The sequence below is a fragment of the Streptomyces sp. NBC_01077 genome, assembly GCF_045162855.1.
Lineage (GTDB): Bacteria > Actinomycetota > Actinomycetes > Streptomycetales > Streptomycetaceae > Streptomyces.
The window spans coordinates 9283283-9295962 of record NZ_CP108669.1; the positions used below are offsets into that span (position 1 = coordinate 9283283).

Here is a 12680-nt window from a genome sequence, read left to right on the forward strand (position 1 = left end):
ACATCAACTCATGAACTGGCCTCAGGCCTCCGAGTTACTCCTATGATCGGTCACATGGGGGATGTGTTTGCGCAAGGTGAGATCTTGGCCGGAGGCCGGTACCGTATCGACGGGTTACTGGGAAGCGGCGGAATGGCCCAGGTCTACCGGGCCTACGACCTCAGCCTGGCACGGGCAGTGGCTGTCAAGACGATGCTGCCCGGACTCGCCCTCGACGCGAGCCATCCGGAGCGATTCCGGCGCGAGGCGCAGGCCATGGCCGCGCTCCGGCACCCGCACGTGGTAACCGTGCACGACACTGGAGAAGAGTCGCGGGCAGACGGGCCGCCGGTGCCGTACTTCGTGATGGAGCTGGTCACGGGGCCTTCGCTAGCGGACCGGCTACGTACAGATGGACTCTCCGCGTCAGCCGCGGCGCGCATCACGGACCAGATCCTGTCCGCATTGGCCGCCAGCCATGCCCAGGGGCTCGTCCACCGCGACATCAAACCGGCGAACATCCTGCTGGCCGGGGACGGCATCACAAAGGTGGCAGATTTCGGTATCGCCCGCGCGGCCGCCGGTGCCAGGAGCGCCCTCACCGGCACGCGGATGACGATCGGCACCCCTCAGTACATGTCACCCGAGCAGGTGCAGGGCTCGGCGCACCTCGACGGACGGTCCGACCTGTATGCAGTCGGCGTGCTGCTCTTCGAACTGATGACGGGCCGGACACCATTCGACGGGCCAGACGCGTTCGCGATCGCTTATCGGCACTTGCACGAACCGCCACCGACACTGGCCTCATTTGGAGTCCTCGGACATCCACGCCTGGAACCGGTGGTGGCCCGTGCGCTCGCCAAGCGGCCCGAGCAGCGCTACCCCGACGCGGAATCGATGCGCGCCGCCCTCCGGATGGCGGTAGCGACCCCACCACCCCCCACACGTGCACCTATATCCCCACCCACACCCGTGCCGGCGCTGCTCCCAGGGTTCACGCCAGATCCGGCGCCCGTGCGCCCGCAGTGGCGAACGCACGTCACACAAGGCGTTCGGCTGACCATCTCCCTGCTCCTGATGTGGGGAGCGACGGCGTTCATCATCATGGCAGAAGACCCCGCCACAAGCCCGCTGACATCGGGTCAGAAGTGGGCCTTCAACAGCTTCGCAGCGGCCTCGGTGCTGGCCGCCATGCCTGCCTGGGTCCGGCGAAGCGGACAGAAGGCACGACTGTGGAAAGTGATCTCCTGGATATTGATGACCTTCTACCTCATCATGTGGCTGGCCGGGGCGATGGTCATGGATGCGGCAGAGATGTAAGAGGTCGTTCCCTCCCGGTGTTTCATCCCCTGCACTACGTTTCGCGCTGTGGGCGCGCAGCGGTAAAAGGGGACGGCTTCACAGGGAGCAGCCGACGGAATCTCTCGGCTCCTCGCGGGCCCACCCATACCGACAGAACCTCGCGAAAGCTCACGAACCGCCCTCTGAGATCGACGGAAACTTCGGCAGCGGCACCGAAGCCGCCGTCAAGGCCGTCCAGCAGTGTTCCGGCATCAAGGCCGACGGCCAGGTCGGCCCACAGACATGGAAGTACCTCGAGTACCCCATGTCCGGCTGCGAACACTGACCACGTGGCTTTGTTCACGGGAACGGGCTCTGGCTCAACTTCCGTGGCCTGTGACCGTGGGTCACCTGGGAGGTCAGTGGCAGCTGGCAGTGCCCGCTCTCACTCCGCTCGCGCTGCGCGTCGGCGACGCCAGGCCAGCGCGGGTGCCGTGATGGCCAGAGCGAAGAGGACGGCCGCCATGATGAGGTGCGGGACCGTGTGGCCCTGCGCGAGCGTGTAGAGCCCGCAGGCCGCGCCGCCGGCAGCGACGCCCAGCGCTGGCGGCCATCGGTCGGCGGTCAGGCCGGTGCCGACCACGAACAGCGTGGGCATCGAAGCGAGGAACAACACCCAGCTGCGCAACTCGTAGCCGTCGGCGGCGACGCAGCCGCGCCTGGGCCCGCGCTTGCAGCCGCCTTCGACGAACCCCAGGAACCCCCAGGTCGCGGCCGCCAGGACGACGACGACCAGTGGAATCCACCACCCCCGCGACCAGTTCTTCTCATCGAGCGACCACCTGCGCGTCGAACGCCCGCCGTTCATACCCCTACCCCCATGTCGATGACCGCCGAGATCATAGAGCGCACCCGCCGGCCGAGCGCTTCGCGGGATGGCGGATCGCCCTCACGACCATGCCTCTCCTGACGGCCCAGCAGCTCATTCACGGCGGCCTGGCGCACAGTCCGGGCCAGCCCAGCCGTCGCTCAGGGTGCCCGGAACCACACAAGCTGAGCCAGAGCCCCACTTGGCTCTGGCTCAACTTCTGTGGTCTGCCCCCTCCTCGCTCGCAGAAGGTGACGCCCAGATGTCGGCCAGCCGAGCCAGCCGCCAGGTCTTGCGCACACAGACGACTGCAACAGCAAGCGCGATGACCGTAAAGAAGACGACCAGGATTGGGCTCTGACACGTGGTCGCAGTCACCACCATGTAGGCGAGGACAGCCCAGTCCAGCCAGGTCCCCTTCATCAACGCACCGGTGCGACTCACGATCCCTCCCGGCGCGACAGTAGACCACGCGGCGCAAGGCGTCACTCAACGTATGCACCTCACAGAAGTTAAGCCAGAGCCCGTTCTCATGAACAAAGCCAGCCGTAGTCGGTGTAGTCCTGGTCGTCCACCACTCGGCGCCTGCGAGCCGGTCGCGTAGGTCGTGGAGGTCGAACTCGAAGCTAGGGGCAGGAAGGCGGTCAAGGAGCTTGCCGAACGGCGCAACGCCTTGCAGCACTACGGGCTCATCGGCAAGGCCGCCAGCTCCTTCGCTGTGGAGAGCAAGACGGCGGAGGTCACGGCGGGCAGGCGGTGGCAGCGGCTTGGCCGGCCAGGCGTCGACCGATTCGGCCCTACCTCGAGCCCGGAGGGGGAACACGATGTGGGTGGACTCGCCCGCCACTACCCTGGGCGCTTGGCAGGTTGGTCCGGGTCGTCGGGCGTGAAGATGCTGAGGTTGATCCGGGCGCCGGGCGCGAGGATGGGCTCCGCGAGGCAGGTCGTGAGACGGCCTGGGCCGTGGACAGCGTGACGGAGCTGGAGTTCGGATCCGTCGGCGAACGGAAGGGGGACCGCGGCGCCGTCGCGGTAGAGCGGGCCAGCCACCGGGTCGTCGAGGACGTCCCGCTCCAGGCGGTTGAGTGCGGCGTTGTCGGGGCGCAGCTCCACAGACTGTCTGAGGTGGGGCATGATGGCCGGCGCCCAGTGGCCGGTCCAGTCCGTCAGGACCTGGGTGCGGGCCTCGGAGTCCAGGAGCAGCCAGCGCGCGATGTTGGCGGGGACCTGTTCGCGGGGGAAGAGAAGCCGGAAGTCCTCGTTGTGGGTGACGACGTTCCACTCGGCGTCGCAGATGTACGCCAAGGTGCCGGTGATGCCTTCGATGACCTGCCGCCACATGCCGGCAAGGGTGGTGCCCGCGCTCCCGTGCAGCGTGCTGGGCGGGTTCTCCTTGCGGGTCAGCTGCCAGAGGAACGTCCACTCCTGCTCGCTGAGCCTGAGGACCTTCGCGACGGAGGACAGAAGGTCCGCGCCGGGGTTGACGAGCTGACCGTTCTCGAAGCGGTTGTACGTGCCCTGGGCACGCACGAGTAGCTCGTCCATCTGCTCCTGGCTCAGACCGACGGCCCGTCTTCCGGGACCGGGCAACCGTCTTGGAAAACCCCTGGTCACTGGGTCTATGGAGGCCCGGCGCTCCTGAAGGACCTTCTTCAGGGAGTGGCGGTCGTGGGCGGAGAGTCGCATCTGACGTATCCATCGGTCGGGGACGGGTGCCGACCGATTATCTGCGAGATCCCCGCATGGAAACGGGGGTCGGGGGGCGGAATACTCGTGCCGTGGCGCGGCACCGACAGTACCGAGCACTCTCTGACACGGAGACAACAGTGAACTTCAAGCGCAAGCTCGCGACCTAGGCGTTTGCCGCAGCCCCTGCCGCGCGGCCTCTCGCCACCGCCTCCTGAGCGGACTGGCAGCGACCGCAACGCCGGCAGCGGCGGTCGGAGGCTGCCCCTCAAACAGCCTCTGCCGCAGCACGTAGTACCGCGAGCTCGTCCTCGCTTAGACCAGCACCGCAGCATGCTTCAAGCTCATCGACTACGGCCTGACAATTCCGTGGAACGGTATGAACTCATACGTCTCACGCGCACGGCCGACGGAGAAACGTAGCGAGTAGCGGGTTGCTGCAGTGCCCCGATTGAAACCGAGCGGAGGCTTGAGTTCGATGCTCAAGCCGACCGCCGCCCAAGAGACAACCACGAGAAAGATCACGCGGAACATGAGCATGAGCTTGCGTAAGAAGGTTGCCACTACCGTCGGGGCCGTCGCCCTGGCCTTCGCCGGGGTGTTGGGCTCCGCAGGTCAGTCGTTCGCTGGATCGAACGGCCAGCAGATCCACTTCCACGACAACAGCAGCGTCGTCTACTCCATCCGCATCCAGGGCTACAACCAGAACGGCGATGCGGCATCCGGATGCTTCCCCACCCCGACCAAGGACACCTGGATCGGTGGCTGGTGGTGGAAGGGGGAGGCCAACGTCACCTTCTACAAGAACAACTCCTGCTCGTTCGCGACCTATTACGGGGAGACAACCGTTTGGGTGCCCAACTCGCAGAGCGGCGATTGGACTTCCGTCTACTCCTGATCTCGCCGTATCACTCCTGCGGCGCTCTCTCGTGCAGTACGCAGGGGGCGGGCGGACGCCGCAGGCGCGGCGCATTCAAGAGAAATAAGAGCCCACGGGGTCTCCAGCCTTTGAGGTCTCTGGCGACCGAGGGAGTGCCTGGGGTAGCCAGGACCGAACCGCGACTCACACGCGGGCAATCCTCCGAAGGGCCGTGCAACCTTTTGTTGCATGGAGCCGTTTGTACCTTCTCGGCATGATCGCAATATCGAACGATGCTTCCCGCTGAGTGATCACGAGGCGCCCCACTGTGAGAGGCCAGGTCTTGGGGCCGAGCAAGGGAGTCGGCTGCATCAACTAGTCACGCCGGTCTGTCGTGTCGCGAGCAGGCCACGCGAACCGCTGCGAAGCCCTCTCGCGAGGACGGCCGAGCGGGAGACGCAGCGAGTCATAAGCCGCGGCAGTGCCCAGATTGAAGCCGAGAGGAGTTGGAGTTCGACGCCCGATCCGACTTCCACCCCGCAAACGAACAAAAAGAATGGAATGCGCATGCCAGTCAAATTTGATCTTGCCAGGTTTGTTCGCCGTACTCTCGGGATGGTTGCTGCGAGTGTGCTGGTGTCCCTTTTCCTACCCGCATCGCCTGCGTCTGCGGAGCTCGGAAGCGGGTGGCAGAGGCTTACCAGCTACCACAGTGGTAAGTGTCTTGAGATCGCGGACTGGAGCACTGCGAATGGTGCTGCGGCCCGGCAGTGGGACTGCCATCTAGGGAAGAATCAGTGGTGGTTCTTCCTGCCGCAAGATAATGGGTCGGACTTGCTTTTCAACGAGCACAGCGGTAAGTGCCTTGAGGTCGCGGACTGGAGCACTGCGAACGGTGCCGTGGTCCGGCAGTGGGACTGTCATGAGGGGGCCAACCAGCAGTGGGTGTGGATGGGAACCACCACTACTGACGGACTCGACGTGATTGCCCTTAAGAATGTGCACAGCGGTAAGTGCCTCGAGATGGCTGATTGGCGCTTGGATAACGGTGCTCCGGCCCGCCAGTGGGACTGCCATTACGGGGATAATCAGCTGTGGTATGCCGCCGACATTCCTCGCTGACCACCCTCCCGCCGGAGTGCTGGCCTGGTGTGAGAGGTTCGGCTGACGGGCTTCCCCAGCCGGCGCAGTCAGCCGAGACGCCGGCAGTTCCGCCAGACCTCAACCGTCATGACGATCAGTGAGCGTTTTCAACGTTGCCTCTCCAGGGTGAGGACAGCTTTGGCGATGACGGTCATGCGGTTGGGGCTGATGCGGGATCTGCGGAAGATCTGCCATGACTTCAGTCGTGCCATGCCGCGTTCGACCGGTGCCCTTGCCGCGGCCAGGGCCCGGTTGACGGTGCGCTGGGTGAGGGTGAGTTCGCCGCCCGGTGGGCGTTTGAGTCCGGTGGTGACCCAGGGGCCGGCGCCCTGGTAGGCGCGGTCGGCGAGGATCGGGACGCCCTGGCGTTCGCAGATCCGGATGATGCGGTGGGTGCGGGCCGCGGTCAGGTCGTGGGTGCGGCCCGGCAGTGCGGGCGAGATCCACAGCACCTCGCCGGCGGGGTCGGTGACGACCTGGACGTTCACGCCGTGCCGGCGGTGCTTGGCCGAGTAATCGGCTCGGCTGTCGCCGACGCGGTCGCACTCGGCGAGGGTCCCGTCCAGGAGGACGAACTCCGGATCATGCTCGCGCAGCGTCTTGAGCAGGCCCGGGGCCCGTTCGGCAAGCAGGCCGGTCACGGCGGTGACATACGCGTGGGCGGTGCCGACGGATATCCCGAACCCGGACGCGATCCGGGCGAGGGTGTCGTGGCGGCGCAGGTACACCAGAGCGACGAGCGCACGCTGGTGCGGCGGGAGCTTGCACCGTCGGTCACCCTCACGGGTGACGACGAGTATCGTGACCCACTCGACGAGGGCATGCGGGAGGTCGAGTGCGGCAGGATAGGGAACCAACGAGGCTCCTGTGCCGGTGGGTTGAGACTTCGAACACCTCCCCCAACGGCACGGGGGCCTTGCGTGTTGCGGCCCTCACCTCAACCTCACCGGCGTCACCCGATCAGTGGCCACGCTGAAAACGCTCAGTGTGCGCACCTCGTTGGGCTTCGTGGCGCTCCAGCGGGATACCAGCTCGACGACGGCCCGGTCGTTGCCGTCGCGGGCAGCGGACAGCAGCACTGCTGCCGCCTCGCTGTCTCTTCCCTCGCTCTCCAAGAACCTCTCCAGGTCGAACGGAGCGGTCGTCGCCCCGACGTCCAGCAAGGCCCGCAGCAGCATCTCGGTCACCTTCGTGTATCCGAGTCCCGCCAGTCGGGCCTGCCACCCGAGAGGCAGCAGCGAGGGATCTACGCGAAGGCGGTGTGCCAGCGCAGTCACTTCGCGATGCGATGCATGCCCCAGGACGCTCTGGTCCTGGTCCGGCGCACTGCCTACTCCGGACAGCACGCTCTTGATCCTTGCTGCCAGAGCCGGAACAACTGCCGCTTCGGCTGCAGGGTGTTCGTCTCTTTGACGTGCGTAGGCGACAAGGCGTGCTGCGTCCTCATGGTGACCAGAGTCCTCCCACAGCTCGGCCAGGGAGAAAGCCGCGTCCACATGCCCGGCGTCGAAGGATTCGGCGAGCAGTTCCGCCGCCAGAGCGCAGACCTCCTCGTCGGACTCGTCGCTGCCGATGCTCGCCAGTGTGGAACCGAGGTACCACAGGCTGTAGCCGCGACCATCGGCATCGTGAGCGAGGCCGACGAGCTCTTCGCGACCGTCGGCGGTGAGGATGCGACCGGTTTCGGTGTAGGTAAAGCACAGGCCCTCGACCGCATCCGCGCTGCCCCGCTCGTGGGCGCGCAGATACAGCGTGCGGGAGATCCGGAAGCGGCCTCGGGAGAAGGCCTGCATTGCCAGGCGGTTGATGTCCTGACCCGTATCGAGGTGCTGGTGCGCGGCGTCCCAGAACGCGGCAGGCGGAACGTGATCCCAGCGAAGAGCCCCGGCATGCTGCTCGAGGTAGTCCGCCAGGTCGACCACACCTGGCAGCGGACCCATACCGGTCGGATGAGGCACGGGCTGCAGAGCGCTGGTGACCTGTTTGATCGGACGACACGCATAGTCCAGCGCATCACGGAACCACGACGAGGGATCCACTTCGGCCCGCTCACGAGGGGTGAGGTATCCGGTAGCTGCGTGCTGCAGGAAGACTTCCGGAAGCGGCGCACGCGTCCCGAGCCTTCTCGCATCGATGGCAGCACTGATCACTGCCTTGCCGTAGATCTGTGGGGCCTGCTGCCAGTGCTCCATCAGCTCGGGGCCAGCCGCAAGAAGCTGGGCCACACTCCCGCCCTCGCCGGCCGACGCCGCCACTGCGCACAGCGACGCGTCCGCCGCGGACCGGCGCACGAACTCCTCCCACGCCTCACCGGTAAACGCCTCGGGAACGACCACCATCGACCCACGAGCAAGCAGAGAACGGGCCTGGCCGTAACGGTCTGCCTGACCCTCCAGGGGAGTGGAGACCAGCGTCTTGTATTTGTCCGGCCAGATCGTCGCCACAGCCGCCACAGGCCCCGGTTGATCCAACAGTTCCCTCAGCAGCCCCGCCGCCTGCTCCCCTGCCGACTCGGCAAGCAGCCGGTGAAGATCGTCCAGCCACAACACTGTCCCCGCCGGCAAGGGCACGCCAGACAGCAGTTCCACCACCGCCTGGGCGGTCTTTGGATACACCAGCCGCCAGTCGGGCATCACTTCGCGCACCGCCTCGAACGCAGTTCGCGTCTTGCCCGTACACGAGCCACCACGCAGCACCAGAAGCTGCGTCCCGCCGCCCTCGACGAGCTTCCGCAACCAGTCGCGTACTTGTTCATCGTGCGCACGTGGAACGTAGGCCGGCAGCACGAACTCCTCGCCGCCGCCACGCCTCTCGCCTGCGACTGCGGCGTGCACACCGAGCTGATCAGCGGTCCACACGTGTACTTCGCGATCCGGCGTGGGCGTGTGGACCGGCACACCCTGCGCCCGCTGTGCCCGACCTGCCCGAGCCGACCGGCTGCACCCCTCGCCGCGGGCGGCCTGCACCGCACGGTGCGCAGCGGACCAGTCGACGTGGTCGAGGCGGGCCACGAAGTCAGCGGCACGAGGCTCCTTGGAGCTGCGTGCCGCAGCAAGGAGCACTGCAGCCACCTTCTTCACGCCATCAACCTCATCGGGGACCAATCCCCTCCGAAGCCATCCTTTCAGGGTGCTGCTCGCCACCCCGACCTGGTCAGCCAGACCGCGCCAGGACACGTCGACCAGGCCGAGCAGGTTGCCCAGGGACAGCAGCGAGGCGCGGAAGTACTCCTCCGCCTCGTTGCTCTGCCGACTCGTCATTGCGCTCTGACTCTTCTCCGCTGCCGCCCCGCAGATACGACGCGTGTATCTCGTCGGACACCCAGCAGGACGAAGAACAGCTCTGACCTGCGCACACGGCTGTCCGACCCCCGCCCCGTCCGACTGGCGTGACGGACAGACGACCTTCTCGGCACCTTAGGGGCATCACACCACGCCGCACAGCGCGGTTCGTCTCAACCGAATGAGAAATCATGCCCCTTGACGTTGTCGTCGCCCTTCTCGTCCTCGCCGTCACGATCCTGTGCGCCGCCGCCATCGCGGGCACGGCCGGCTTGCTGCACCGCCTGGACGGCGCGAGCTGGCCCACCACGCCGCGAGCAGAGGGTGGGCGGAAACAGCCAGCTGCCGGGCCTGGTGAGGGACTGGTCCCGGTAGGCAATCGCTGCCCACTCGGCCGGGTCGGCTCCGAGAGCGGTGACCGGCCGCCAGCGGCCGCCGTCCATGGGCAGGAAGACTCCGGGGTTGAGGAACAGTTCGCGCGGCACGGCCTCAACTGCTGCTCGCCACTGTGGGGAGGTGAGGATGCCGGCGGTCTCCAGCCGGTCGGCGAGTGCACGCCGCTGAGGGGCGGTATCGGTCATCGGGCGGCTTCTCCTTGGGTGAGCAGGTCGGCGAGTGCGGCGGCCATCGGCAGCCCGGTGTTCTGCTCCAGCCACCCCCATTGGCCGTTGGGGTTTAGCTCCAGCCACCAGTAGTCGCCTGCCCGGTCTACTGCGGGGTCGAAGGATTCGGTGGGGAGGGCGAAGTGGTCGAGGTAGGCGCGCAGGGTCTTTGCCAGGTGGTCCGACAGGTCTACCAGTGTGTACCCGCCTGCCCTCGTGACGGTCTGGTCGTCGGTGCCCCAGAGAGCCTGCCCGAGGAAGTACATGGGGATCACCTCATAGTCTCCGCACCAAGGGCACGTACGCGCAGCGGTCAGCGGGCGGCCTTCTTCTGGAGGACCCAGACGTAGTGCCACTTGCCGTGTGCGCGTTTGGGTTTGATATCGCCGAAGGCCTGGATGGTCGGCCACAGTCCGGTGGCACCGGCGGCGAGCGTCGCGCCGGCGGCCAGCGCGCCTTGAAGGGCCTCGGGCCGGACCGCGGCGAGGATGGCGCTCGTCGTACCCAGTACAGCTCCGGAGCGGGTGAGGGCGCGGGAACGGGCCGCTGTGCTCATCTCGGCGTTAGCAGCGTTCAACTGTCACGGATGGCCAAAGCGACACGTTCGAGGGCCACCTGCGAGTCGACCCCTTCGAGCGCGTCGTCGAGTTCAAGCAGCTGGGAACGCATGAAGTCGCGGTACTGGCGGTAGGAGTCGAACTCCTCGGCGGTGACTTGCGCGAAATCGCTGAGACTGAGCCCGTCGATGAAAGGAAGGTCCATTTCCAGGATCGGCCGGACCACCCGGCTGGCGAGCGGCTTCGCCCGGGACAGATCCACCGCCCGACCGTGCTCCACCACGAAATCGATGGACCGGTCGCGGAACGAAGGCAGGGGCCCGGGCTCTGTGTGATGCATGACAAACGCGAGATTCCCACCGGCCCTCCCTTCCTGGAAGACCGGTCCGTACCAGACCAGTCCGCTGCGGAGCAGATGTTCAGCTCCCAAGAGCCACTGCCCCAACTCGGCAAGATCCCTGGTCACCATCCCGTAGTGCCACTCACGATGTTCAAAGTCCATCATGGGTCCAACGCCGTCAGCGGCATCCCCATAGACGGTTTGGCTCGCCTCCCGAGTCCCGAGTTCGTGCACCGTTCCGGCCCCGTGGTCGGACAGCAGCACCGTGTCCGTGACCAGCACAACTCGCTTGGTGACATGGGTGAAGCTCGCCATGTCAGAGGACAGCCCGACGTAGTACGGCGAGGTCGACGCGGACTTCAACGAGAGGAGGCGCTCGTAGGGGGGGGTAGAGCGTGCGGCCGTACTTGAGGGCGACGTCTCGCGCGGACGCTCTCTCCTGCACCGAGAGCGCGTCATAGAACTCGTTCATCCTGGTAGCGACGTCCCGGTTCTCCCAGGCCCTATGCCCCTGCCACCTTCGCAACGTACGTCGAAGCATCGGACAAGCATGCTCGTCGGCCGAGCCCTCGTCCAGCCACTGGTCTCCCCTAAGGAACGCCCGTTCTCGTTCCGCTGTTCTGCAGGGTGCGAGACCTTCGGCAGCAGCAGTGGCAGGCAGCTCGGATCGGTGCTCGCTGGGGCGGTTTGCCGTCGCTGGATACCGACCGGGAATCGGGTTCCTGGCTTCGTCACGCAAGACTGCGACACCAGGGCGTCCTGATGCTCGGTTATTCGACACCAGCGAGCTGTTCAGGAGGTTCTCCTCGCATGCGCCGGGCACCCGACGACCACCCAATCGAGACGGCCGTTCGGGCACCAAGTCCCCTTGTGGCCGGCCCCAACGAGGGTGCCGAGCTGGAGCTGAGACACAGACGCTGCTCCCTGCACCCGCGGGGGATGGCCCTTCTTCGGAGCCCTGGGACGGGGAGCCGGTCAGCCTGCTCCCCGCATCTGCAGGGATGGTCAAAGCATTCAGCCCGCTGCCCACGGCTCAGCCCGCCAGCGCGGGAGTTCTTTGTCCAGCCATTCTTCGACGGTCCGCCGCCAGGGGTCGGTGGCATCACTGTCGGCGACATCGGCCCAGGTGTCTTCAGCGATGTCCGGATCGATGACGAGGCTGTCGAGGTAGGTGCCGAAGTCGTAAGAATCGGGGCGTTGGCCCCGGCATGGGAGGAACCTCGACCGACCCGCACGAACCGCTGGAACCGTCCCACAGCTACCCCGACGAACTGCCCCCGCCCCGCCAACGCGGCGACGTGAACCTGGTGGGCCTGCTCAGCGTCGCCGACGACATCGCCCGCAGCCTGACGGCGCTGAAGATCCGGGTGCAGCCCCACGATCCCAAGACCTCGCTCGTCAGCCCCGAGAAGGCCCGCGAGAACACGGAGTAGGAAGTCAGCCGGCACAGGCCTCAGCGTGCCGGGCGGTAGGTCGCGATGATCACGCCGCTGCTGGTGGGCTGGGCGCTGACCAGCTCCAGCTTCTTCAGCGCCGCATCGTCGGCTAACAGCTTCTTGCGGCCTTCGCCGGCGACGACCGGGTGGATCAGCAGGACCAGCTCGTCCAACAGGTCCTGCTCCAGCAGCGAGCGCACCAGCGTCGGGCTGCCCGCGACGGTGATGTCCTTGCCCTCGCCAACCTTGAGCTCCTTGACCGCCGCGGCCAGATCGCGCTTGATCAGAGTGCTGTTGGACCAGTCGTCGACGCTGTCCAGAGTCGAGGAGACGACGTACTTCGGCGACTCGTTGATCCACTGGGCGAAGCCGGCGTCGTCACCGCTGGTAACCGTCGGCCAGTACCCGGCCCACTCGGTGAACGTCACCTGCCCCAGCAGGATCGTGTCGCACGTCTCCAGAGTGCCGGCGAGCGCCGCGCCCATCTCCTCGTCGAACGCGAACTGCCACTGGTCGGGCGCCCGACGGGACGCACGAGCCGCGCCGCGGGGGGCAACACCGGATCGGCATCCCGGCACCGGCGACGTACCCGCCATGGGCGAGCGTCGACTCAGATAGGCGAGTGAGTTCGGAGGGACCGTGTTGCTG

The 12680-nt window shown here is 66.5% G+C and carries 15 protein-coding genes; 5 read left to right on the plus strand and 10 right to left on the minus strand.

The window, feature by feature from the left end; all coding sequences use genetic code 11:
* The first annotated feature begins 54 nt into the window (after positions 1 to 54).
* Entirely contained in the window at positions 55 to 1299 is a 1245-nt protein-coding gene (locus tag OG462_RS41615) for a protein kinase domain-containing protein (RefSeq protein ID WP_406066184.1), read from the plus strand.
* Positions 1283 to 1606, plus strand: coding sequence for a peptidoglycan-binding protein (locus OG462_RS41620; protein WP_406066186.1), 324 nt, complete (start codon positions 1283 to 1285; stop codon positions 1604 to 1606). Before OG462_RS41615 ends, OG462_RS41620 begins: the two co-directional genes overlap by 17 nt.
* Positions 1607 to 1705: 99 nt before the next feature.
* Here the strand turns inward: OG462_RS41620 and OG462_RS41625 are convergent, their stop codons facing one another.
* From OG462_RS41625 to OG462_RS41635, 3 genes are all read right to left on the minus strand, one after another.
* On the minus strand, positions 1706 to 2128 hold the full coding sequence (locus OG462_RS41625; protein WP_406066188.1) for a hypothetical protein: 423 nt from the start codon (positions 2126 to 2128) through the stop codon (positions 1706 to 1708).
* A gap of 213 nt (positions 2129 to 2341) precedes the next feature.
* A complete protein-coding gene (locus OG462_RS41630) occupies positions 2342 to 2572 on the minus strand; it encodes a hypothetical protein (protein WP_406066190.1) in 231 nt (76 codons plus the stop codon).
* Positions 2573 to 2974: 402 nt separating this feature from the next.
* Positions 2975 to 3814, minus strand: a complete 840-nt coding sequence (locus tag OG462_RS41635) for a helix-turn-helix domain-containing protein (RefSeq protein ID WP_406066191.1) — start codon at positions 3812 to 3814, stop codon at positions 2975 to 2977.
* Positions 3815 to 4292: 478 nt separating this feature from the next.
* On the opposite strand from OG462_RS41635, the gene OG462_RS41640 reads away from it, so the two are divergent.
* Both OG462_RS41640 and OG462_RS41645 read left to right on the plus strand, forming a co-directional pair.
* Positions 4293 to 4712 (plus strand): hypothetical protein, encoded by a 420-nt coding sequence (locus tag OG462_RS41640; protein WP_406066192.1) that lies wholly within the window; start codon positions 4293 to 4295, stop codon positions 4710 to 4712.
* A 528-nt stretch (positions 4713 to 5240) separates the two neighbouring features.
* Entirely contained in the window at positions 5241 to 5795 is a 555-nt protein-coding gene (locus OG462_RS41645) for an RICIN domain-containing protein (protein WP_406066194.1), read from the plus strand.
* Positions 5796 to 5923: 128 nt separating this feature from the next.
* Here OG462_RS41645 and OG462_RS41650 read toward each other — a convergent pair whose 3' ends face one another.
* From OG462_RS41650 to OG462_RS41675, 6 genes are all read right to left on the minus strand, one after another.
* Complete coding sequence (locus OG462_RS41650; protein WP_406066196.1) at positions 5924 to 6673, minus strand: transposase family protein; 750 nt, start codon at positions 6671 to 6673, stop codon at positions 5924 to 5926.
* Between the two features lie 75 nt (positions 6674 to 6748).
* Positions 6749 to 9076, minus strand: coding sequence for a hypothetical protein (locus OG462_RS41655; RefSeq protein ID WP_406066198.1), 2328 nt, complete (start codon positions 9074 to 9076; stop codon positions 6749 to 6751).
* Positions 9077 to 9270: 194 nt separating this feature from the next.
* Positions 9271 to 9678, minus strand: a complete 408-nt coding sequence (locus OG462_RS41660) for a hypothetical protein (protein WP_406066199.1) — start codon at positions 9676 to 9678, stop codon at positions 9271 to 9273.
* A complete protein-coding gene (locus tag OG462_RS41665; protein ID WP_406066201.1) occupies positions 9675 to 9965 on the minus strand; it encodes a hypothetical protein in 291 nt (96 codons plus the stop codon). The genes OG462_RS41660 and OG462_RS41665 overlap by 4 nt, the downstream gene beginning before the upstream one ends.
* 47 nt (positions 9966 to 10012) lie before the next feature.
* Positions 10013 to 10255 carry a hypothetical protein gene (locus tag OG462_RS41670; RefSeq protein ID WP_406066203.1) on the minus strand — a complete coding sequence of 81 codons (243 nt, stop codon included), beginning with the start codon at positions 10253 to 10255 and terminating at the stop codon, positions 10013 to 10015.
* A 17-nt stretch (positions 10256 to 10272) separates the two neighbouring features.
* Complete coding sequence (locus OG462_RS41675; RefSeq protein WP_406066205.1) at positions 10273 to 10911, minus strand: hypothetical protein; 639 nt, start codon at positions 10909 to 10911, stop codon at positions 10273 to 10275.
* A gap of 893 nt (positions 10912 to 11804) precedes the next feature.
* Here OG462_RS41675 and OG462_RS41680 point away from each other — a divergent pair.
* Complete coding sequence (locus OG462_RS41680; RefSeq protein ID WP_406066206.1) at positions 11805 to 12029, plus strand: hypothetical protein; 225 nt, start codon at positions 11805 to 11807, stop codon at positions 12027 to 12029.
* A gap of 20 nt (positions 12030 to 12049) precedes the next feature.
* Here OG462_RS41680 and OG462_RS41685 read toward each other — a convergent pair whose 3' ends face one another.
* The gene (locus OG462_RS41685) at positions 12050 to 12628 is read right to left on the minus strand and encodes a dihydrofolate reductase family protein (RefSeq protein WP_406066208.1); all 579 of its coding nucleotides are present in this window, start codon (positions 12626 to 12628) and stop codon (positions 12050 to 12052) included.
* Between the last annotated feature and the right edge of the window lie 52 nt (positions 12629 to 12680).